Source organism: Pseudomonas sp. NPDC099000 (assembly GCF_044759925.1).
Taxonomy (GTDB): domain Bacteria; phylum Pseudomonadota; class Gammaproteobacteria; order Pseudomonadales; family Pseudomonadaceae; genus Aquipseudomonas.
The window spans coordinates 1-21,977 of record NZ_JBIWAF010000037.1 but is presented as its reverse complement, the minus strand read 5'-3'; the positions used below and the strand labels follow the sequence as shown (position 1 = coordinate 21,977).

The 21,977-nt window shown below is 60.2% G+C and carries 16 protein-coding genes; 7 read left to right on the top strand and 9 right to left on the bottom strand.

The window, feature by feature from the left end; all coding sequences use genetic code 11:
* Positions 1-6: 6 nt before the first annotated feature.
* Positions 7-1,707, bottom strand: a complete 1,701-nt coding sequence (locus ACIQV9_RS26495) for a glutamine--tRNA ligase/YqeY domain fusion protein (protein ID WP_403107750.1) — start codon at positions 1,705-1,707, stop codon at positions 7-9.
* Positions 1,708-1,967: 260 nt separating this feature from the next.
* Here ACIQV9_RS26495 and ACIQV9_RS26490 point away from each other — a divergent pair, with 260 nt between their 5' ends.
* Complete coding sequence (locus ACIQV9_RS26490) at positions 1,968-2,471, top strand: peptidylprolyl isomerase (RefSeq protein ID WP_403107748.1); 504 nt, start codon at positions 1,968-1,970, stop codon at positions 2,469-2,471.
* Positions 2,468-3,220, top strand: coding sequence for a UDP-2,3-diacylglucosamine diphosphatase (gene lpxH, locus ACIQV9_RS26485; RefSeq protein WP_403107746.1), 753 nt, complete (start codon positions 2,468-2,470; stop codon positions 3,218-3,220). The genes ACIQV9_RS26490 and lpxH overlap by 4 nt, the downstream gene beginning before the upstream one ends.
* A 124-nt stretch (positions 3,221-3,344) precedes the next feature.
* On the opposite strand, the gene ACIQV9_RS26480 is transcribed toward lpxH, so the two are convergent.
* From ACIQV9_RS26480 to ACIQV9_RS26450, 7 genes are all read right to left on the bottom strand, one after another.
* Positions 3,345-4,874, bottom strand: coding sequence for a DHA2 family efflux MFS transporter permease subunit (locus ACIQV9_RS26480; RefSeq protein WP_403107744.1), 1,530 nt, complete (start codon positions 4,872-4,874; stop codon positions 3,345-3,347).
* Positions 4,875-4,939: 65 nt separating this feature from the next.
* A complete protein-coding gene (locus tag ACIQV9_RS26475; RefSeq protein WP_403107742.1) occupies positions 4,940-6,145 on the bottom strand; it encodes an efflux RND transporter periplasmic adaptor subunit in 1,206 nt (401 codons plus the stop codon).
* Positions 6,146-6,160: 15 nt separating this feature from the next.
* A complete protein-coding gene (locus ACIQV9_RS26470; RefSeq protein WP_403107740.1) occupies positions 6,161-7,630 on the bottom strand; it encodes an efflux transporter outer membrane subunit in 1,470 nt (489 codons plus the stop codon).
* Entirely contained in the window at positions 7,627-8,100 is a 474-nt protein-coding gene (locus tag ACIQV9_RS26465; protein ID WP_403107738.1) for a MarR family winged helix-turn-helix transcriptional regulator, read from the bottom strand. The genes ACIQV9_RS26470 and ACIQV9_RS26465 overlap by 4 nt, the downstream gene beginning before the upstream one ends.
* A gap of 298 nt (positions 8,101-8,398) precedes the next feature.
* Positions 8,399-12,067 (bottom strand): translocation/assembly module TamB domain-containing protein, encoded by a 3,669-nt coding sequence (locus tag ACIQV9_RS26460; protein ID WP_403107736.1) that lies wholly within the window; start codon positions 12,065-12,067, stop codon positions 8,399-8,401.
* Positions 12,064-13,791, bottom strand: coding sequence for an autotransporter assembly complex family protein (locus ACIQV9_RS26455; protein ID WP_403107734.1), 1,728 nt, complete (start codon positions 13,789-13,791; stop codon positions 12,064-12,066). Before ACIQV9_RS26455 ends, ACIQV9_RS26460 begins: the two co-directional genes overlap by 4 nt.
* 65 nt (positions 13,792-13,856) lie before the next feature.
* Positions 13,857-14,507, bottom strand: a complete 651-nt coding sequence (locus tag ACIQV9_RS26450) for a GNAT family N-acetyltransferase (RefSeq protein ID WP_403107732.1) — start codon at positions 14,505-14,507, stop codon at positions 13,857-13,859.
* A gap of 331 nt (positions 14,508-14,838) precedes the next feature.
* Between ACIQV9_RS26450 and xthA the strand changes: the two genes are divergently transcribed.
* Positions 14,839-15,651, top strand: a complete 813-nt coding sequence (gene xthA / locus ACIQV9_RS26445) for an exodeoxyribonuclease III (RefSeq protein WP_403107730.1) — start codon at positions 14,839-14,841, stop codon at positions 15,649-15,651.
* A gap of 112 nt (positions 15,652-15,763) precedes the next feature.
* Positions 15,764-17,104 carry a substrate-binding domain-containing protein gene (locus tag ACIQV9_RS26440; protein WP_403107728.1) on the top strand — a complete coding sequence of 447 codons (1,341 nt, stop codon included), beginning with the start codon at positions 15,764-15,766 and terminating at the stop codon, positions 17,102-17,104.
* 114 nt (positions 17,105-17,218) lie between these two features.
* Here the strand turns inward: ACIQV9_RS26440 and ACIQV9_RS26435 are convergent, their stop codons facing one another.
* A complete protein-coding gene (locus ACIQV9_RS26435) occupies positions 17,219-18,448 on the bottom strand; it encodes an acyl-CoA dehydrogenase (protein ID WP_095053146.1) in 1,230 nt (409 codons plus the stop codon).
* Between the two features lie 176 nt (positions 18,449-18,624).
* Between ACIQV9_RS26435 and ACIQV9_RS26430 the strand changes: the two genes are divergently transcribed.
* From ACIQV9_RS26430 to ACIQV9_RS26420, 3 genes are all read left to right on the top strand, one after another.
* On the top strand, positions 18,625-19,554 hold the full coding sequence (locus tag ACIQV9_RS26430) for a LysR family transcriptional regulator (RefSeq protein WP_403107726.1): 930 nt from the start codon (positions 18,625-18,627) through the stop codon (positions 19,552-19,554).
* A gap of 194 nt (positions 19,555-19,748) precedes the next feature.
* Positions 19,749-20,150, top strand: coding sequence for a MerR family DNA-binding transcriptional regulator (locus ACIQV9_RS26425; RefSeq protein ID WP_403107724.1), 402 nt, complete (start codon positions 19,749-19,751; stop codon positions 20,148-20,150).
* Between the two features lie 190 nt (positions 20,151-20,340).
* Positions 20,341-21,240, top strand: a complete 900-nt coding sequence (locus ACIQV9_RS26420) for a hydroxymethylglutaryl-CoA lyase (protein WP_403107722.1) — start codon at positions 20,341-20,343, stop codon at positions 21,238-21,240.
* Positions 21,241-21,977: the final 737 nt, after the last annotated feature.

The window sequence follows — 21,977 nt, the reverse complement described above, 5'->3', positions numbered from 1 at the left end:
CTTGAATCACTGGCCCCACGAATCACGCAAGGTCACGGTACGGTTGAATACCGGATGACCTGGTTTCGAGTCCTTGATATCCGCGCAGAAGTAACCTTCGCGCTCGAACTGGAAACGGTCTTCCGGCTGTGCATTGCCCAGCGAGGGTTCAGCACGACAACCGGTGAGCACTTGCAGCGAGTCAGGGTTGATGTTGTCCAGGAAACTGGCGCTGTCTTCGGCCTTCTCAGGGTTGGCCGAACGGAACAGGCGGTCGTACAGACGCACTTCACACTCGACGCTGGCCGCCGCCGGCACCCAGTGAACCACGCCTTTGACCTTGCGGCCTTCAGGGTTCTTGCCCAGGGTTTCCGGGTCATACGAGCAACGCAGTTCGACGATGTTGCCATCGGCGTCCTTGATCGCTTCGTCGGCGCGGATCACGTAGCTGCCGCGCAGACGCACTTCGCCGTTTGGCTCCAGGCGTTTGTAGCCTTTTGGCGGCTCTTCCATGAAGTCATCGTGGTCGATGTAAATTTCACGGGCGAACGGCAGCTTGCGCACGCCCAGTTCTTCTTTCTGCGGATGACGCGGCAGTTCGAGGTTCTCGACCTGGTCTTCCGGGTAGTTGGTGATCACCACCTTCAACGGACGCAGCACGCACATGGCGCGCGGAGCGTTCTGATCCAGATCCTGACGGATGCTGAACTCGAGCATGCCGAAATCGACGACGCCGTCAGAACGGTTGGTGCCGACCATGTCGCAGAAATTGCGGATCGACGCAGGCGTGTAGCCACGGCGGCGGAAGCCGGACAGCGTGGACATGCGCGGATCGTCCCAGCCGTGAACGTGCTTTTCATCGACCAGTTGCTTGAGCTTGCGCTTGCTGGTGATGGTGTAGTTCAGGTTCAGGCGGCTGAACTCGTACTGACGCGGGTTCGCCGGGACCGGCAGGTTTTCCAGGAACCACTCGTACAGCGGCCGATGGCTTTCGAACTCCAGGGTGCAGATCGAGTGGGTGATGCCTTCGATGGCGTCCGACTGACCGTGGGTGAAGTCGTAGTTCGGGTAGATGCACCACTTGTCACCGGTCTGGTGGTGATGCGCATGACGGATGCGGTACATGATCGGGTCGCGCAGGTTCATGTTCGGCGAGGCCATGTCGATCTTGGCCCGCAGCACGCGTGCGCCGTCCTTGAACTCGCCGGCCTTCATACGGGCGAACCAATCGAGGTTTTCTTCCACGGAGCGATCGCGGAATGGGCTGTTCTTGCCCGGCTCGGTCAGGCTGCCACGGTATTCCTTGGCTTGCTCCGGAGTCAGGTCGTCGACATAGGCCTTGCCGGCCTTGATCAGTTCAACGGCCCAGTCATGCAACTGGTCGAAATACTGCGAGGCGTAGCGCACTTCACCGGACCATTCGAAGCCCAGCCATTTGACGTCGCTTTCGATCGCGTCGATGTATTCCTGGTCTTCCTTGGCCGGGTTGGTGTCGTCGAAACGCAGGTGCGTGACGCCGCCAAACTCCTGGGCCAGGCCAAAGTTCACACAAATCGACTTGGCGTGACCGATGTGCAGGTAGCCATTGGGCTCAGGCGGGAAACGGGTGACGATCTGCGTGTGCTTACCCGAGTCCAGGTCCGCCTGGATGATCGGGCGCAGGAAATTGACCGGCACGGCAGGGCCGGTCTTGGAATTCGAGGTAGGGTCGACAGTGGGCTTGCTCATAGGATCCTTGAACGTACAAGTGCGCGGCCAGTTGGCCAAATCAAAGCGGCGGTTAAAACAAAGGGGCTTATCATAGCCGATGCCGTCAAGTCGCTGACAGCGCAGGGCAAAAAACGGCTGCATTTAATCGGATGCAAATGAAAAACAGCCTCGAAATTCGCGCCCGGCACGCTAAACTGCGCACCTTGGCTGCTGTTGGCCGGACCGGTTTAGGGCTTTAACGCCCAGAAACCCACGAATTCATTAAAAGAGTACCGATCATGACCCAAGTCAAACTGACCACCAACCATGGCGACATCGTCCTGGAACTGAACGCTGAAAAGGCACCGCTGACCGTTGCCAATTTCATCGAATACGTCAAAGCCGGTCACTACGAAAACACCGTATTCCACCGCGTCATCGGTAACTTCATGATCCAGGGCGGCGGTTTCGAGCCAGGCATGAAAGAAAAGAAAGACAAGCGCCCAAGCATCCAGAACGAAGCCGACAACGGCCTGCCGAACGACAAGTACACCGTCGCCATGGCTCGCACCATGGAGCCGCATTCGGCTTCCGCGCAGTTCTTCATCAACGTGGCTGACAACAGCTTCCTGAACCACAGCGCCAAGACCACTCAGGGCTGGGGCTACGCCGTGTTCGCCAAAGTCGTTGAAGGCACCGACGTTGTCGACAAGATCAAAGGTGTTTCCACCACCATGAAGTCCGGCCACCAGGACGTGCCAGCAGAAGACGTGATCATCGAGAAAGCCGAGATCATTGAGTGATACTGCTGATTTCAGACTTGCATCTGGAAGAGGAGCGCCCGGACATAACCCGGGCGTTTCTGGATTTGCTCGCCGGACGCGCCCGCTCGGCGAGTGCGTTGTACATCCTGGGCGACTTTTTCGAGGCGTGGATTGGCGACGATGCCATGACGCCGTTCCAGCGTTCCATCTGCCAGGCCCTGCGCGAACTCAGCGACAGCGGCACGGCCATTTTTCTGATGCACGGCAATCGCGACTTCATGCTCGGCCAGGCCTTCTGTAAACAGGCCGGCTGTACGTTGTTGAAAGACCCGAGTGTCGTGCAGTTATACGGCGAGCCGGTGCTATTGATGCACGGCGACAGCCTCTGCACCCGCGACGAGGCTTATATGAAGCTGCGTCGCTATCTGCGTAATCCGATCACCCTGTTCATCCTGCGGCACTTGCCGCTGCGCACGCGGCATAAACTGGCGCGCAAACTGCGCAGCGAAAGCCGTGCGCAGACGCGGATGAAGGCCAATGACATTGTGGATGTCACGCCGGAAGAAGTGCCGCGGATCATGCAGGCCTTTGGCGTGAAAACCTTGATCCATGGGCATACCCATCGACCGGCCATTCACAAATTGCAGATTGGCGAGCAGGCGGCCAAGCGGATTGTGTTGGGGGATTGGGATCGTCAGGGCTGGGCGTTGCAGGTGGATGAGCAAGGGTTTGCACTGGCCCCCTTCGACTTCGCCCCGCCGCCACAACTGGCAGCCCCCGCTACTTGATACTTGATCGTTCCCACGCTCTGCGTGGGAATGCCTCAACGGACGCTTTGCGTTCGGCTTTGGAAGGGACGCGGAGCGTCCCGGGCTGCATTCCCACGCGGAGCGCGGGAACGATCTTCCAGCCTCAGTGACCCGAGGCGGCAGGCCCGGCCTTCGCCGCAAACGGCGGTTTCGCCAGCCACACAATCACGATCAAGCCCATGAATGCCCACCCCAGCAACGTGAAGTAATCCACGGTGGAGAGCATGTACGCCTGGCTGGTCAACACATGATCCAGCTGCGCATACGCCGGGTTGCTCGGCCCGCCCAGCGCATTCAGTGCCTCGCGGGTGGCGGGTTCATAAGTACTGATGCTTTCGCTCATATAGGCGTGATGCTGATCCGCCCGGCGAATCCAGATCCACGTGGTCAACGACGCAGCAAAACTGCCGCCCAAGGTCCGCAGGAACGTCGCCAGGCCCGCGCCGTCGGCGATCTGGTTCGGCGGCAGGTCCGACATCAGGATGCTCAAGGTCGGCATGAAGAACAGCGCCACGCCAATGCCCATGAACAGCTGCACCAGGGCGATGTGCTGGAAGTCCACTTCGTTGGTGAACCCGGCGCGCATGAAGCAGCTCAGGCCAATCGCCAGAAACGCCAGGCCGGCCAGCAACCGCAGGTCAAACTTGTGCGCATACTTGCCGACAAACGGCGACATCAGCACCGGCAGAATCCCGATTGGCGCCACTGCCAGCCCCGCCCACGTCGCCGTATAACCCATCTGGGTTTGCAGCCATTGCGGCAGGATCAGGTTGATGCCGAAGAACCCGGCGTAACCCAACACCAGCACGATGGTGCCGATGCGGAAGTTGCGGTAAGCGAACAGCCGCAGGTTGACCACCGGATGCTTGTCGGTCATTTCCCAGATCACGAACACCGCCAGCGCAATCACTGAAATCGCCGCGCCAATAAGGATGAAGTTCGACTCGAACCAATCAAGGTCGTTGCCCTTGTCGAGGATCACCTGCAAGGCGCCGACGCCAATGATCAGGGTGATCAAACCGACGTAATCCATCGGCTGGTAGCTGGTTTCCACCGGCCGCGCCTTGAGTTGCTGGCGCACTACCATCACCGCAAAAAACCCGATCGGCACGTTGATGAAGAAGATCCACGGCCAGCTGTAACTGTCGGTGATCCAGCCGCCCAGAATCGGCCCGGCAATCGGCGCCACCACCGTGACCATCGCCAGCAATGCCAGGGCCATGCCGCGCCTGGCGGGCGGATAGACTGCGATGAGCAACGTCTGGGTCATCGGGTACAACGGCCCCGCCACCAGGCCTTGCAACACCCGGAAGCCAATCAGCTCGGGCATCGAGGTCGAGATACCACAGAGAAACGAGGCCAGCACAAACAGAATGGTCGCCCAGAGAAACAGCTTCACCTCACCGAAACGCCGACTGAGCCAGCCGGTCAGCGGCAGCGCAATCGCATTGCTCACCGCAAACGAGGTGATCACCCAGGTGCCCTGCTCCGAACTCACGCCCAGGTTGCCGGAAATCGTCGGCAGCGCCACGTTGGCGATGGTGGTGTCGAGCACTTGCATGAAGGTCGCCAGCGACAGGCCGATGGTGCTGAGCAGCAGGCTGGGCGGCGTGAAAGAGGCGTTATTGCTCATCGCGAATCCTTTGAAACGTGACTGGCGCGGCGCCTTTCAATGGGCGCCGCTTAGGGATTGGCGAATCAGCGCTGCACGGTTTTGCTGACCGCCGCGCTGTTGTCGTGGATCAACTGAGTGATCATCGCGTCGGCCTCGGCCAACTGACGGTCGTAGACGTTGGTGCGGAACGAAGCCTTTTGCGGCGGCTGTTGCGCCAGCACCGGGCCGCTCTGGTCGTGCAGGTTCACATCGACCTGCGTCGACAGGCCGACCCGCAATGGATGTTTCGCAAGCTCTTCGGCGTTGATGTGAATCCGCACCGGCACGCGCTGCACGATCTTGATCCAGTTACCGGTGGCGTTCTGCGCCGGCAGCAGGGCAAACGCGCTGCCGGTACCGGCGCCGAGGCTGTCGATGGTGCCGCTGAACTTCACGTCGCTGCCGTACAGGTCGGCCTCGATGTCCACCGGCTGCCCGATGCGCATGTCACGCAGCTGGGTTTCCTTGAAATTGGCGTCGATCCACAGCTGATCCAGCGGAATGACCGCCATCAAAGCAGTGCCCGGCTGGACGCGCTGGCCCAGTTGCACAGAACGTTTAGCCACGTAACCGGTAACTGGTGCGATCAAGGTGCTGCGGGAATTGTTCAAGTAGGCCTGACGCAACTGCGCGGCCGCCGCCATCACGTCCGGGTGCGACGAGACCACGGTGTCGTCCACCAGCGCACTGGTGGTTTTCAGTTGCTGTCTGGCATTGGCCAGGGCGTTTTGCGCCGAGGTCAGGTCGTCGCGGGCGTGGGACAGTTCTTCCTGGGAAATCGCTCCGCCAGCGGCGAGGTTTTTCCGGCGATTGAAGTTGTCCTGGGTCTTTTGCACTTCAGCCTGCTGGGCGTTGACCTGGGCTTTCATGCCGTCGACGTTGCTGTACAAGCCGCGCACCTGGCGCACGGTGCGGGCCAGGTTGGCCTGGGCACTTTGCAGACCGACTTGGGCGTCATTCGGGTCGAAGTTGACCAGCACCTGGCCCTCATGGACCAGGTCGCCATCGTCGGCGCCAATACTGACCACCGTGCCGGTGACCAGCGGCGTGATTTCCACCACGTTGCCGTTCACATAGGCGTCGTCGGTGCTTTCATTCCAGCGTCCGAAGAATTCGTGATAGCCCCAGACACCGAGACCGGCGAGGATCACCACGATCGCGAGCACGACCAGCATGATTTTGCGTTTGCGCGGGTTGCTGGTGTCTTGAGCGTTGTCAGGGGTTTGTGTTGTCGTTTCGGCAGTGGCCATGACAAATACCTTGAATTAGTTGTGCTGCGTGGCTGGGAGTGCGTTGGCTGCGGTCAGGGTTTCGCCCTGGAAGCCGCCGCCCAGCGCCTGCATCAGTTGGATCGACAGGTCGATCTGCTCGGCATTCAGGTTGGCCAGCTGACGCTGGGCCTGGAGCAATTGCTGCTCGATGCTGAGCACGTCCAGGTAATTCCCGATGCCGGAACCGTAACGCTGGACCACGGTGTTGTAAGAATCCTGGGCAATGTCGGTGGCGTGCTGCTGAGCCCCGATCTGCCGACCGATATCGCGCAACTGGTTGATGGTGTCGCTGACATCCCCCAGGGCTTTCACCAGGCTTTTGTTGTACTGCGCCACTGCGAGGTCGTAATCGGCGTCGCGGGAATCGAGGTCGGCACGCAAGCGGCCGCCATCGAAAATCGGCACGGAGATGGTTGGCGCAACGTTGAAGAAACGGCTTGCCGAACCAAACATCGCATCACCCAGCAACGATTCGGCACCGGCCGCGGCGCTCAGGTTGAGGTTGGGGTAGAACTGGGTCTTGCCGGCGGCGATGTTCTTGCTCGCGGCCTCGACCCGCCAGCGTGCGGCCACCAGGTCTGGACGACGACCGAGCAACTCGGCCGGCAACACCGATGGCAACGCCACGGCGCTGGCTTGCAGAATCTTCGGCCGGGCGATTTCATTGCCACGATCCGGGCCTTTGCCGAGCAACACAGCCAAGGCGATTTTCGCGCTTTGCAGGCGTTTTTCAGCGTCGATCAGGCTCGCTTCGGAGCTGGCCTCCAGGCTTTCGGTTTGCTGGAACTGGTATTGGCTGTCGATCCCCGAGCTCAGGCGGCGCTGGCTCAGGTCGAGCATTTGCTTGGTGCGCTTGAGGTCTTCATTGGCCAGGTCATAGACGATGTGCGCCTGACCCAGATCGCTGTAGGCGCGAGCCACGTCGGCGGACAAGGTCAGTTGCGCGGCCTGCTGATCGACTTCGGCCGCACGGGCTTCGCCCAACGCAGCTTCCCAGGCATCCCGCTGACCGCCCCACAGGTCAAAGTTGTAATTGAAACTGGCACCGATGTTGCGCACGGTGGAGTACGTGCCACCCTGCCCGCTCGGGTCCTGATCCCGGGCCAGACGCGAACGGCTGACGCCGGCACTGGCATCGAGGGTCGGCATGCGTGCGGCATCCGCTGCATAAGCGGCGGCGCTGGCTTGGTGGGCACGGGCGTCGGCGATTTGCATGTCGGGGCTGTCGTGCAGGGCTTCGCGGATCAAGCCGTCGAGCTGTGGGTCGCCGAGGCTTTTCCACCAGTCGCTTTTCGGCCAGGCCGCAGGCGACAAGGTAACGCCGCTCAGGGATTGCCCGGCCTTGAGGGTTTTCGCATCGAGGCTTTTGCCTTCGGTGGTCAGGCCGCTGTAGCTGGCGCAACCGGCCAGGGTCATGGTCGCCAGCACCAGGCTAAGGCCGGCACGCAGGGTTTTACTGCTCATTGGTCACCTACCCGCAGCAAGGTGATCGAGTCACCGGCTGCCACAAGGATTTTCTTGAGGATCTGTTCCAGGGTTTTCAGCTCCTCCGGGGTGATCGCGCCAGCCAATTCATTCATGGCGTCGGCGCCGATTTCCGGCAGGCGGTCAGTCAATTGCTGGCCTTGCTCGGTCAGCACCAGTTGCACCTGACGGCGATCCGCCTCGGAACGTCGGCGGGCGAGGAAACCTTTCTGTTCCAGACGATCGAGCATGCGGGTCATCGAACCGCTGTCCAGCGACAGGTGACGGCACAGCTCGGCCGGTGTATCGACGCCGAACTGGGCCATGATGATCAGCACTTTGAACTGCGCGGCGGTGATGCCGTGGGGTTCCATGTGCGTGTCGATGATCCGGTCCTTGAGCAGCGCAGCGCGCCCGAGCAGGAGACCGAGATGGCAAGTGTGGAATGCGTCTGGGGTGAAATGTTTCATCTGACCACCAATTAGCTGCCTAGGCAGAGAATGCATGACGAGATGTTACTGCCTAGGCAGCGAATGTCAACGCAATAGTTAGGAAGCTTTGTATTTGACTGATAAATGGCTCACGAGCGGACACCGAAAATCCCTGTGGCGAGGGGGCTTGTCGGAACGCCGCACCGCCCCGTTCGGCTGCGAAGCAGTCGTCGCTTTTCGATTTGCAGGGTTTCAGGAGGAATGAAGTTGCAGGTTTTGGGGCCGCTACGCGGCCCAACGGGGGTAAACCCCCTCGCCACAGGGATCGCGCAGGGACTCAGAAATCCCGCTTATAGAAGATGTCCAGCGAACTGGCCACGCCGCCGGCGGCTTCGAGGTAAACCTTCTTGCTCAGCTTGTAGCGCAAGGCAATGGTGTTGGCCGGTTCGAACACGCCAACGCCATAGCGCAGGCTGAGTTTTTCCGAGAGGTTGCCGCTGGCGACGACGCTGGTGGTATTACCGCTGCCCTGGGTGTCGAGCTGGAAGTCCTGAATCCCCAGGTCAGTGGCCAGTTTGCCAGTCACCCCCGAACTGCCCATCAGTCCCAACCCGAGCGCCGCCTGGGCCAGCATGTTGTTGTCTTCACCGCTAGTGCTCAGCGGACGCCCCAGCACCAGATAGGACAAGGCCTGTTCCTGGCTCATCGCCGGTTCGGAGAAAATCTGCGTGGTCGGCTGCTCGGCGCTGCCGCTGAGGCGAATGCCGGCGATCACGTCGTCGGTCTGGCGAATGGCCTCGATGTCCAGATACGGCTGGTCAATCGGACCGGCGAACAACAGCCGTGCGCGACGCACCGTCAGCCGCTGACCATAGGCTCGATATCGTCCATCGTTCAGCCAGAGCTCGCCACGGGTGTCCATGTTGTCGCCGATGTGCACATGCCCTTGCAGGTTGGCAGTCAGGCCAAACCCGGCAAAGCTGAGTTTGTCCTCACCCACCACCACGTCGATGTCCATCTTCATGGCCAGCGGCGGCTTGCCCTCCTCGGTCTGCTGGCCGACGATCACCGTGTCATCGGAGACCTTGACCGTCGACGGCGGCAACTCGCGCACGGTGATTTCACCCTTAGGCACCCGCACTTTGCCGGCGATCGCCAGTTCGTCGTCCTTCATCGAAATCTTCAGGTCCGGCGCCACTTCCAGCTTGGCGTAGGGTTCGACGGTGACGGGCAACTGTGAGCCCTTGAGCGTCAGGTCCACCACCAGTGCCTGACCCCAGGCGATGTGGCCGTTGAGACTGCCCTGCCCGCTCTTGCCGCTTTTCCAGCCGCCGTTCAACTGCACCGTTTCACCGGCGATCTGCGCTTGAAGCTGCAAGGCCTGCAATTCCATCGGCAATTCAGGCCCGGACACCTCGCCGTCGCTGAGCAGCAGATTGCCGTTCACCAGCGGCGCCAGCAGATCGCCGGAGAGCGTGCCACTGCCATTCAAGCGGCCGGTGAATTTCTCGACCATCGGCACAAACGGTCGCGCCACTGACAGGTCCAGGCCACTGAGACGGAACGAACCGGTGAGCGGTTTGTTTTTTGGCAGTGGATTGATCTGCGCCTGCACCATCAGTTCGCCGAGCTTGCCGCCGACGAAGTTGAGGTCGGTGTCGATGCGTTTAGGCGTGAGTTTGCTGGTGAGCTTCAGGGTCTGGTACGGAAAATCCAGCCACTGATCCTTTTCCTTCATGCGCAACGTGCCGCCGCTGGCATCGACGCTGATCTGGCCGTTCGGGCCACTGGCGGGCAGGTCCAGTTGCAGGTCGGCGTTGAGCTTGCCCTTCCAGGCGAACTCCTTCGGCAACCATTGCGCGAGGCTTTCAATCGGGAATTGCTTGAGGTGATAACGCAGCTTCGGCTCGGGCATCAGACGCTGGTCTTCGCCACACAGACTGGCCGCGCCGGACATCCAGCAATGGGCGCCGAAATTGATCTTGCCGTCCGCCAGCCGTTCAAGTTTCGCCGGCCCTTGCAGCTTCCAGTCCTGGCCGCCGGCCTGGATATCGCCGCTGGCCAGACGCCCGCGCCAGTTGCCCTGGTCCAGATTTCCGTCCAGACCGAGCGCCAGTTTCAGCTTCGGCCCTTGCAGATCAAGGGTGAGTTTCTGGTGCTTGATATCGCCCTGGCCGCTGGCCGTCAGCGTGCCCAGCGAGGTGTCACCGGCCTGAATGCCGCTGCCCTTGAGGTCGATTTTCGCCCGTTGCGCGCCGTCGAGGGTCGCATCGAGGTTCAGGCTTTGCAGGCGATTGTCTTCGAAAGCCAGTTGCGTGCCTTGCAGACCGAGCTTGCCTTGGGGCGCCTTGAGCGTGCCGGCGACATCGACGCGGCCGTTGAGCTGACCACGCAGTTGCGGCCAGAGTTGGGCCAGGCGCGGCAGCTTGATGTCGATCTGGCCGGCGAGCTTCTGTTGCAGGCTGCCCTTGCCGGTGATGCTGTTGTCACCGAGGCGGATTTGCAGCGCGTTGAGGTTCCATTGTTCACCGCCGCCATCGGCCTTGGCCTGAAGCACCGCCGGTTGCCCGCGCAGTTTGCCTTTGAGATCGAGGTCGGCATTCAGGCTGAGCTTTTCATTCTTCATCTCGCCTTTGCTGCGCAACGGTCCGGCCAGCGTGCCCGGCAACTCCGCGACCCAATACGCAGGGTTGATCGCCGAAAGATCGAGCGCGGTGTCCCAGGCGATGCCATCGGCAAATTGCAGGTTCAGATGCCCTTCGGCCTTGCCTTGCCCGGCTTCGAGTTGAATTTGTTGCAGATAGATTTTCGTCAGGTCGCCGCTGAACGGGCTCTCGAGGCTGAATGCACCGGCCGGGCCATCGAGTGCCGATTTGAAGTGACCGATGTATTGGCCGTCGGTGTAGGAGACTTCACCGTTGAAGCTGCGCAATGCCACGTCTGGCTCGTCGATCAGCGGATAGAGACGGTGCCAGGGGAAATCCAGCCAATCGATCTTCGCGTCGGCGCTCAGGCCTTTGCTCCAGTCGAGGTTGCCGGTGAGCTTGAGGGTTTGCTTGTCGTTGGCGCTCAGGTCGAGAGCAGCAATCTGCGCGCCGTTGGCGTCGACCTTGCCTTGCAGCAGCAACGCGACCGGGCCTTTTTCAGCAGGCAGCGTGGCTTTGCCGAGCAATTGGTAACCGTTCTTCAGGTCGCCGTCACCGGTGAGTTCCAGCTGGTTGAGTTGCAAGGTGTCCGGCAGATCGGCGCTGGGCTTGAAGCCGTCGGCGGTGATCCGTACTTTCGCCGGGAGGTTGTCCACCAGCGGTTGCAGCTCGCCAGTCAGTTGCCCGTTCAAGTAACCGCTGCTGTCGGCTTTCAGGTTCAGGGTTTTCAGCAGGTCGCCGTCCACCTGCAACGCCAGGCGCCAAGGCTCGGGGGCCGGCAGGGTTAACGTGCCTTGGGCCTTGAGCGGCCAGTTGCCGCTGGGTTGCAGCAGGCCGGACAGGTTCAGGCTGAGCTCGTCACGCTGCAATTTCACCGAGTCGATCTGCAACCCTTGCGCCGTCCAGTGCGCGGCCAGTTGCAAGCCTTTGAGTTCTTCGCTGCCGTTGAACAACAGACTGCCGACCTGCACATCGCCCAGTTCGATCGCCAACGGTAACTTCAGATCTGGAAGCTTGATATCGCCGCTGCTGTCTTCATCGCTACCCGGTGGAAATTGCAGGCTGACCTGATCGGCCTTCAATTGCTCGATGCACAAGGTCATGCGCGTCAGGCACAACGGCGACCAGGCGAATATCGCTTTGCTCAGTTCAACCCGGCTGGTGTCTTGCTGCCACAACAGATGATCGGCACTCCACTGCCCGCCCAATCGGCCCTGGAAATTCTCCATGGTCAGGCCCGGCACCCAGCCGAGCGCCCAACGGCTGCCCGTCGCGGTGCCGAGCACCGTGGTCACGGCCAGGACGACCAGCATCAGCAGCGCCGGAATCGCCAGCAGCGTTATTTTCAAACCACGCTTCACAGCTCAGGCCCCATGGAAAAGTGCAGTCGAATGCCGCCGTCGTCGTCCATCGCGTGGGCCAGGTCGAGACGAATCGGCCCCACCGGAGAAACCCAGCGCACGCCGATACCCACGCCGGTCTTGAGGTTCGGCAGTTCGAGTGTATTAAAGGAGTTGCCCTGGTCAACGAAGGTTGCGACCCGCCATTTTTCGGCGACGGAGTACTGATATTCGACGCTGCCGGCGATCATGTAGCGGCCACCGATACGGTCGCCCTCGGAGTTCTCCGGGGACAGGCTCTGATAGTCGTAGCCGCGCACGCTCTGATCGCCACCGGCGAAAAAGCGCAACGACGGCGGTATCGACTTGTAGCCGTTGGTGGCGCTACCGCCGACCTGCACCCGACCGAGGAAACGGTGCTTATCGAACACCGTGGTCAAGCCTTTGACCAGCGCGGTGCCGTACACCAGGTTGTTGTCCGAACCCAAGCCTTCCTTGGCCACTTTGGTTTCGAACTCCAGGCGATAACCGTTGTGCGGGTCGATGCGGTTGTCGCTTTTCAGGTAGGAATAACTGACGCCGGGCATCAGCAATGTGCTGAGCCCCGAGTCATCGCCGAGCCGGTATTCCTCGCGTTGCCACTTGAGCGACACCACCCGCTGCCAACCGCTGGGCAACTTGCTGTGCCATTCGGGACCGACGGTCAGGAGTTTGCTGAGAGAGTCCTTGTCGGCGATTTCTTCGTTTTGATAACCGCCGGCGAAGCGCAATTTGTCGGTCAGCGGCGGGTCCAGGGGGATGTCGTAGAACACCCCGACGTTCTGTCGTGGCGCCGAGATTTCGGTCTCCCAGCCATAGCTGTGCCCCTGCGGGTTGACCCAGTGCCGGGTCCAGTTGGCCTTGACCCGGGGGCCAACGTCAGTGGAATAGCCCAACCCCAGTCCCATGGTCCGCGGCTTGCGGGTTTCCAGTTTGACGTCGACCGGGATCACATCGTTCTTCGACGCCGTCGGCGCCGCATCCACCCGCACGCTTTCGAAATAGCCGCTCGATTGCATCGCCTGATTGAGCTCGGCAATCAGTTCGGAGTCATAAGGTGCGCCTTCCTTGAACGGCACCATGCGCCGCAGCAGGTCTTCATCGAATGGCGTGTCGCCCTCGAAACTGACCTTGCCCAGGGCATAACGCGGGCCACTGTTATAGACGAGGTCGATGTCGGCGACGCCGGCGCGCGGGTCCACCGACAACGTCTGATGAGTGAAGTGGCCGCTGAAGAAGCCATAGCGCGAGGCCTGATTCTGGATCAGTTTCTTGGCGTCTTCATAACGGCCATGGTTAAGCACCGCGCCGGTTGTCAGCGCAGCACTTTTGGGGACACGAAAGGCTTTGAGGGAGGCCGCCGGGCCGTCGACGCGAATCGTGACGTTGCGCAAATGCACCGGCTCGCCGGGGTCGATGTTGAGTATCAGGCGCGGCGTTTTGCCGCCCTTCACGTCGCTGTCGATCTGCGGCTGGTAATAGCCCAAGGCCTGGGCGGCCTTGCGCGCCTGTTCCTCGGCGCCACGACTGAAGCGCAGCAAAGCTTCTTCGTCACGGTCGCCGAGGCTGCCGATATAGCCCTCTATATTGGCTTTCAGTTCATCGTTGGACGGTTTGATCCGCACATCCAATTCACTTTGCGCCAGTGCCGCGCAGCTGGTGAACAGCATCAGCACGCCACTGGTAAATCTTCCTGGAAACTTCATAGGCGCGGATGCTATCACGAGCGTAGGAGCGTGATAGAGCCTGGCGTGGCGTGAAAGTTCTACCGTTATGCCGTTGCTGTTTGTAACACCTGGGGATTGGCGTGGAAAAACACGTGTTCGCGGATCGGTCCTACGGCGACCTCGCCAATTTCCTCGTAGCCCTGGCGCTTATAGAACTCCAGATAACGTGGATTCCCGGTATCAAGGATCACGCCCTGGGAGGTTTCATCCACGGCACACCAGTTATGCACCGCTTGCAGCAATTGCTCGCCGAAGTGTTGGCCCTGGAACTGCGGATGAATCCCCAGCAACGGCAGGACGTGCACCGAGTCGGACGGCACGCAGGCCGCCACGGCGGCGTGGTAATCGAGGTAGCGGCGGGTGCAACGAAAACCGGTGCTGAGTACCATGCGCAAACGCCAGGCCCAGCTTTCAGTGATGCCCAGCCGACGTTGCGGCGGGGCGATCAGGGCGATGCCGATCAGGCGATCGTTGACCAGCAGGCCGATCGCCGGCAGATCCTGAAGAAAGTGTTGCTTGACCAGTTCGCGCACCGTCGCCCGCACACGATGTTCATAGCCGGGACGTTCGGCCTCGAACAGGTAGCCGAAGGTCGGTTCGTGCCGGTAAGCGTGGTACAGCAGGGAGCGCGCTTCGTGGGCGTAGCCGCTGTCGAGCATGTGGATATCGGCAATGGCGGTCGAGGTTTCGGGCATAACGGTAGATCTCCCCGGGGCACCGCTCAAAATGGCGGCGCTCTTATTGGTACGAGCCTTTGGGTGGTAATACAGTTCCCCCACAGGTATAGACCAAGGCTGGATCTTCATCGACTGGACTGGCCTCATCGCGGGCAAGCCACGCTCCCACAGGGTTCTCGAGCGAACACAAAATTTGTGAACGCCACAGAACCTGTGGGAGCGAGGCTTGCCCGCGATGAGGCAGGCAAAGACAACGCGTGTCTGACAGAACAAGGTGACTCCCCTGCCTCAACACTGGCCCGATTCCTACAGGTCAGCTAGCATCGCCCTTTTGCCAGGACTGCCGACCATGAAGATCGTCTCCTTCAACATCAACGGGCTGCGCGCTCGCCCGCATCAGCTGGCGGCGCTGATCGAAAAGCACCAGCCGGACGTGATCGGGCTGCAGGAAACCAAGGTCCACGACGACCAGTTCCCGTTGGCCGAGGTTCAGGCGCTGGGTTATCACGTGTATTTCCACGGGCAGAAAGGCCATTACGGTGTTGCCCTGCTCTCCCGTAAAGAACCGATTGCGCTGCATAAAGGTTTCGCCACCGATGAAGAAGACGCCCAGCGCCGCTTTATCTGGGGCACCTTCGCCGACGCCAATGGCGTGCCGGTGACCATCATGAACGGCTATTTCCCACAGGGCGAAAGCCGCGACCACCCGACCAAGTTCCCGGCCAAGGAGCGTTTCTACGGCGACCTGCAACAGTTGCTGGAAAGCCAGTTCAGCAATGAACAGCCGGTGGTGGTGATGGGCGACGTGAACATTTCCCCGGAAGACTGCGACATCGGCATTGGCCCGGACAACATGAAACGCTGGCTGAAAACCGGCAAATGCAGCTTCCTGCCGGAAGAACGCGAGTGGATGGCCCGCTTGAAGAACTGGGGTCTGGTGGACAGTTTCCGTCACTTGAACCCGGACGTGGCCGACCGTTTCAGCTGGTTCGACTACCGCAGCCGCGGCTTTGAAGACGAACCCAAGCGCGGACTGCGGATTGACTTGATCATGGCATCCCATGGGTTGTTGCCGCGGGTGAAGGATGCAGGCGTGGATTACGAATTGCGCGGGATGGAAAAACCGTCGGATCATGCGCCAATCTGGCTTGAGTTGAGCTGACCATTTTCTACTGATCGTTCCCACGCTCTGCGTGGGAACGATCACTGTCATCGTTTAGAAACCTTACTGACTTATTCTCCCGGCACTTCCTTTGGCCAAACAAGGTGCCGGCATGACGCTGCGCATATCGTTTCTGTTAATGCTGTGCGCCTGTTTGCCATTGACGGCGTCGGCGGGCGATTTGCCGGCAGCCGAAAACGGCCCGGTCCTGCGCATCCAGGGTTCCAACACCATCGGCGCCGCTCTGGGGCCGGCACTGGTCGAAGGACTGATGCGCGAACAGGGCCTGCTCAAGGTTCACAGCGAAATCCCGGATAAAGCCAACGAACAACGCATCGTCGGCGAAACGGTTCAGGGCCACCGGGTGGTGGTCGACGTCGCGGCCCATGGTTCCAGCACCGGGTTCAGCGCCCTGAAAACCACCTCTGCCGATCTCGCCGCCTCCTCGCGCCCGATCAAGGACAGCGAACGGGCAGACCTCAAGACTTTGGGTGACTTTAAAAGCCCCGGCGCCGAGCAAGTCATCGCCATCGATGGACTGGCGATCATCCTTCATCCGCAAAATCCGCTGAACCAACTCAACACCGAACAACTGGCGCGCATTTTCAGCGGTGAGGCAAAAACCTGGGAAGAACTCGGCGGCAGTGGTGGGACGATTCACTTGTATGCGCGAGATGATCAATCGGGCACCTACGACACCTTCAAGGAATTGGTCCTCAGTCGCCGTGGGAAAACACTCAATAGCGCCGCGAAACGCTTCGAATCCAGCGAGCAATTGTCCGACGCCGTCAGCCAGGATCCGCAAGGCATCGGCTTTATCGGTTTGCCTTACGTGCGCCAGGCCAAAGCCGTGGCCATTGCCGATGGTCAATCCCAAGCCATGTTGCCGCTCAATAGTCTGATTGCCACGGAAGATTATCCGCTGTCCCGGCGGCTGTTCTTTTACCTGCCGCCCAATGGGAAAAATCCTTGGGCGCAAGCGCTAGTGGCCTTCGCGCAAAGCAGTAAAGGCCAGGCGATTGTCGCGGGCAACGGTTTTATCGCGCAGACCGTGCAGGCCATGAGCGTCACGCCGAACGCCTTGATGCCCGAGGGTTATCAGGCGCTCAGCCGCCACGCCCAGCGGTTGTCGGTGAATTTCCGTTTCGAGGAAGGCAGCGCGACGCTGGACAACAAGGCCCGACAAGACTTGTCACGGGTGCTCGACTATATAAAGCAGCGCGGCAAAACCAATCGGCAGGTGACGCTGGTGGGGTTTGGTGATGCCAAGAGCGATCCGGCACGTGCCGATCTGTTATCGAAGCTGCGGGCGATGGCGGTGCGGCGGGAACTGGTGAAAAGCGGCGTGGTGTTTCGCGAGATTCGCGGCTTTGGCGCCGAGATGCCAGTGGCGGCGAATAGCGCGGATGAGGGGCGGATCAAGAATCGGCGGGTTGAGGTTTGGGTGTATTGAGTCAGATGTTGCTGTGGTGAATGGGCCGACGCCATCGCGGGCAAGCCTCGCTCCTACAGAGAATAGTGATCCCTGTAGGAGCGAGGCTTGCCCGCGAAGAACGATGACGCAGTCTTACTGCCCGCTACGCATCATCTCTTTCGGCACGTACTTGCCGATCTCGAACTTGCCGATCGCCGCGCGGTGCACTTCGTCCGGGCCGTCGGCCAGGCGCAGGGTGCGCTGCATCGCATACATGTAGGCCAGCGGGAAATCGTTGGAAACCCCTGCCCCGCCATGGATCTGGATGGCCCGGTCGATCACCCGCAAGGCCACGTTCGGCGCGACGACTTTGATCTGCGCAATCTCGCTCTTCGCCACCTTGTTACCGACGGTGTCCATCATGTACGCCGCTTTCAATGTCAGCAGGCGAGCCATGTCGATCTCCATCCGCGAGTCGGCGATCTTGTCGATGTTGCCGCCCAGGCGTGCCAGCGGTTTACCGAACGCGGTGCGGTTCACCGCACGTTTGCACATTAACTCCAGCGCACGTTCGGCCATGCCGATCGAACGCATGCAGTGGTGAATCCGGCCCGGGCCAAGGCGACCCTGTGCGATTTCGAAGCCGCGTCCTTCGCCCAGCAGGACGTTTTCATACGGCACGCGTACGTTTTCAAACAGCACTTCGGCGTGGCCGTGAGGCGCGTCGTCATAGCCGAACACCGGCAGCGGACGAACGATCTTCACGCCCGGGGCATCCACCGGCACCAGAATCATCGAGTGCTGGGCGTGGCGCGGCGCGTCCGGATTGCTCAGGCCCATGAAGATCAGAATCTTGCAGCGCGGGTCGCAGGCGCCTGAGGTCCACCATTTCTTGCCGTTGATCACCCACTCATCGCCATCGCGCACGGCACGGGCGGCCATGTTGGTGGCGTCGGACGAAGCGACGTCCGGTTCGGTCATGGCGAACGCCGAGCGGATCTCGCCTCGCAGCAGCGGTTCGAGCCAGCGTTGCTTCTGTTCTTCGTTGGCGTAACGCACCAACACTTCCATGTTGCCGGTGTCCGGCGCGGAGCAGTTGAAGGGCTCAGGACCGAGCAGCGAGCGGCCCATGATTTCCGCTAATGGCGCGTATTCGAGGTTGGTCAGGCCGGCACCGAGTTCGGACTCAGGCAGAAACAAATTCCACAACCCTTCAGCCTTGGCCTTGAGTTTGAGCTCTTCCATGATTGCGGTCGGCTGCCAGCGATCGCCTTCGGCAACCTGGCGCTCGAACACCGCTTCGGCGGGGTAAACGTAGGTGTCCATGAACGCGGTCACGCGCTCACGCAGTTCTTGCACCTTGGGCGAATAAGCGAAATCCATGGGCAGCTCTACCTTTTTGACTGGGTTCAGAGGAGTTGTTCAGGTCATGCAATCGATGCTAGAACAGCTACGAAAATTTACCTAGCCTATTCTCGGCGTGTATTAACATTCATCACCGATATATGATCGGGTGATCATCAAGGCCAAAAACGCCCCTACAACAAGAGAGCCGCGTAATGAATCTGAGCAAGGTCGACCTCAACCTTTTCATCGTCTTCGACGCGATCTACACCGAAGCCAACCTGACCCGTGCCGGGCAGATTGTCGGCATTACTCAGCCTGCGGTCTCGAACGCTCTGGCCCGACTGCGCGAGACCTTCAACGACCCGCTGTTCGTGCGCACCGCGCAAGGCATGGTGCCGACGCCGATGGCGCAGAACATCATCGGGCCGGTGCGTAACGCCCTCTCTCTGCTGCGGGTGTCGGTGCAGGAAAGCCGGATTTTCAACCCGCTGCAGGCGGTCAAGACGTATCGCATCAGCATGACTGACCTGACCGAAGCGGTGATTCTGCCGCCGCTGTTCCAGCGCCTGCGCCGCCTGGCGCCGACGGTGATCATCGAAAGCTTCCTGTCCAAGCGCCGTGAGACCACCAAGGAACTGGCGGCCGGGCGCCTCGATTTTGCCGTGGATGCGCCGCTCAATACCGACCCGCAGGTGCGTCACGTCAAGTTGATGGAAGACCGTTACGTCTGTGCCATGCGCAAGGGCCATCCGCTGGCGGGCAAGGAGAAGTTCACCCTCGATGATTATCTGTCGCTGACCCACATCCATATCTCCAGCCGCCGCAGCGGCCTCGGGCATGTCGACCTGGCCCTGGGGAAAATGGGCATCCAGCGCAAGATCGCCCTGCGCTCCCAGCATTATTTGATGGCGTCCCAGGTGTTGCAGCAGACCGACATGGTCATGACCGTGCCGGCGCGCTTTGCCCGTCGTCATGACCTGTATTCGGTGAACCTGCCGGTCAACGACGTGCCGCCGGTGGAAACTCACCTCTACTGGCACGAAAGCACCGACCAGGACCCGGCCAACCGCTGGATGCGCGAACAGATGATCGAGTTGTGCCAGCAAGTGACGGCGCATGAGAAGAAGCTCGATAAGGTGTAGGGCGTTGGACCGCGTCATCGTTCTTCGCGGGCAAGCCCGCTCCCACAGGGATCTCTGTACACACAGATATAGTGTTCACCATAGATCCATTGTAGGAGCGAGCCTGCTCGCGAAGAGGCCCACAGATCAGCGCCCCTTGACGTAAACGTCAACCTGCCATTAGCTTAGCGCCATGACCTTTTTCGAGCGCTTCCATGAGCAGCCAGACCTATAGCATTTCCGACCTCGCCCGCGAGCTCGACATCACCACCCGGGCCATTCGCTTTTATGAAGAGCAAGGCCTGCTCAGCCCTGAGCGACGCGGTCAGGAACGCGTGTATACGCCCCGTGACAAGGTCAGCCTGAAGCTGATTCTGCGGGGCAAGCGCATTGGCTTCTCCCTGGCCGAATGCCGCGAGCTGATCGAACTCTACGACCCCACCGGCGGCAATCAGAAACAGCTGCAAACCATGTTGAACAAGATCGCCGAGCGCCGCGAACAGCTGGAGCAACAGATGCTCGACATCGAGCAGATGAAACTGGAACTGGACACGGCGCAGGAGCGCTGCACCCAGGCGCTGGAGCAGACGATCAAGAGCCAGCAACCCATTCAATAAACACCCGGATACCTGTAGGAGCGACTGTGGCGAGGGGATTTATCCCCGTTTGAGTGCGCAGCACTCACAAGATCTTTGATACATCGGAAGTTTTGGGCTGCTTCGCAGCCCAACGGGGGCAAGCCCCCTCGCCACAGTTCCCTCCTACAGGGTTCGTGAACATTCAGACAATCACAGCAGGTCGATTCCCATGTCCCTACCCACCCACGTACGCCTGGTCGAAGTCGGTCCCCGCGACGGTCTGCAAAACGAAGCCCAACCCATCAGCGTTGCCGACAAGGTGCAACTGGTCGACGCGCTGACCGCTGCGGGCCTCGGTTATATAGAAGTCGGCAGTTTCGTTTCGCCCAAGTGGGTGCCGCAAATGGCTGGCTCCGCCGATGTATTTGCGCAGATCCAGCGCAAACCAGGGGTGACCTATGGCGCACTCGCCCCGAACCTGCGTGGGTTTGAGGATGCAATCGCGGCCGGGGTCAAGGAAGTCGCGGTGTTCGCGGCGGCGTCCGAAGCGTTTTCCCAGCGCAACATCAATTGCTCGATCAGCGAAAGCCTGGAGCGCTTCGTGCCGATCATGGACGCGGCCAAACAACACGGCGTCAGCGTGCGCGGTTACGTGTCCTGTGTGCTGGGCTGCCCTTATGAAGGTAACGTCGCACCGGAACAAGTCGCCCGGGTCGCCCGCGAGCTCTACGCCATGGGCTGCTACGAAGTCTCCCTGGGCGACACCATCGGCACCGGCACCGCCGGCGCGACCCGCAAGATGTTCGAGGTGGTCTCGGCCGATGTGCCGCGTGAAAAACTCGCCGGGCACTTCCACGACACCTATGGCCAGGCCATGGCCAACATTTACGCCAGCCTGCTGGAAGGCATCTCGGTGTTCGACAGCTCCATCGCCGGCCTCGGCGGCTGCCCATACGCCAAGGGCGCCAGCGGCAACGTGGCCACCGAGGACGTGGTTTACCTGCTCAACGGCCTGGGCATCAAGACCGGCATTGACCTGGACGCTTTGATTCTGGCCGGTCAGCAGATTTGCTCCGTACTGGGGCGACCGACCGGTTCGCGCGTGGCCAAGGCTCGTAGCGCACAGTGAGGCGTGAGGTGTTACCGCTGCGTCTGAAATGGGGGGCGCAAGCGAGTAACACGGAAACAAATTGTCTGGTTTCGTCCGAACGAAAAATCCGACAAAATATTAAGCTGTTGATTTATAAGAGTTTTTTAAAGTTGGCACGGCTTCTGCTATCTCTACTGCATAACAAGAATAAAAAAAGCGGCAAACCTAATAAAAATAAGACGTAACGACTCTGACATAACAAAAACAACACGGCAGAGACGCAGCTAACAGATTTTTTTGGAGAGGATGTGCTTTTCAGGGTGCTTTTCGGAGCAACCCGCAACCGGGCAGAGAACAATAAAACTACCTTCAGGTAGCTCCCGAACTGGTTGGATCGCTCAGCGAAAAAGTAGATCAGCGCTCAAAAAAATACGTTTGCTCTTGATCCCGGATGGGGATCGACAAAAACAGCGGTAAAGGGTCACGGTCACTAAAAACAACAACAGACCGCCCCTCAATAATAAAAAAAGAGCACGCGCAACGAAAATTAAAGGGGAGCTTCGGCTCCCCTTTGTGCTTTCTGGTGTTTAACGAAACGGGTACCTGTAGGAGCGTGGCTTGCCCGCGAAGGCGATTTGTCATTCAACATTGATGTCGACCGACCGGACGCTTTCGCGGGCAAGCCTGAACTGGTCCAGTAATTTTGGACATTTTTTTCGGTTCTCACGCCGCCAGCTTTTCCGCTGCTACAGGTGAGTGGTAACCGTTGTAACTGT

What these genes read in the sequence shown, in the direction of transcription:
- ACIQV9_RS26420 (WP_403107722.1), top strand. Translation starts at nt 20,341, where the DNA reads ATGTCCCTACCCACCCACGTACGCCTGGTCGAAGTCGGTCCCCGCGAC.
- ACIQV9_RS26430 (WP_403107726.1), top strand. Translation starts at nt 18,625, where the DNA reads ATGAATCTGAGCAAGGTCGACCTCAACCTTTTCATCGTCTTCGACGCG.
- ACIQV9_RS26480 (WP_403107744.1), bottom strand. Translation starts at nt 4,874, where the DNA reads ATGAGCAATAACGCCTCTTTCACGCCGCCCAGCCTGCTGCTCAGCACC.
- ACIQV9_RS26465 (WP_403107738.1), bottom strand. Translation starts at nt 8,100, where the DNA reads ATGAAACATTTCACCCCAGACGCATTCCACACTTGCCATCTCGGTCTC.
- xthA (WP_403107730.1), top strand. Translation starts at nt 14,839, where the DNA reads ATGAAGATCGTCTCCTTCAACATCAACGGGCTGCGCGCTCGCCCGCAT.
- ACIQV9_RS26495 (WP_403107750.1), bottom strand. Translation starts at nt 1,707, where the DNA reads ATGAGCAAGCCCACTGTCGACCCTACCTCGAATTCCAAGACCGGCCCT.
- ACIQV9_RS26425 (WP_403107724.1), top strand. Translation starts at nt 19,749, where the DNA reads ATGAGCAGCCAGACCTATAGCATTTCCGACCTCGCCCGCGAGCTCGAC.
- ACIQV9_RS26450 (WP_403107732.1), bottom strand. Translation starts at nt 14,507, where the DNA reads ATGCCCGAAACCTCGACCGCCATTGCCGATATCCACATGCTCGACAGC.
- ACIQV9_RS26435 (WP_095053146.1), bottom strand. Translation starts at nt 18,448, where the DNA reads ATGGATTTCGCTTATTCGCCCAAGGTGCAAGAACTGCGTGAGCGCGTG.
- ACIQV9_RS26470 (WP_403107740.1), bottom strand. Translation starts at nt 7,630, where the DNA reads ATGAGCAGTAAAACCCTGCGTGCCGGCCTTAGCCTGGTGCTGGCGACC.
- ACIQV9_RS26440 (WP_403107728.1), top strand. Translation starts at nt 15,764, where the DNA reads ATGACGCTGCGCATATCGTTTCTGTTAATGCTGTGCGCCTGTTTGCCA.
- ACIQV9_RS26475 (WP_403107742.1), bottom strand. Translation starts at nt 6,145, where the DNA reads ATGGCCACTGCCGAAACGACAACACAAACCCCTGACAACGCTCAAGAC.
- ACIQV9_RS26455 (WP_403107734.1), bottom strand. Translation starts at nt 13,791, where the DNA reads ATGAAGTTTCCAGGAAGATTTACCAGTGGCGTGCTGATGCTGTTCACC.
- ACIQV9_RS26490 (WP_403107748.1), top strand. Translation starts at nt 1,968, where the DNA reads ATGACCCAAGTCAAACTGACCACCAACCATGGCGACATCGTCCTGGAA.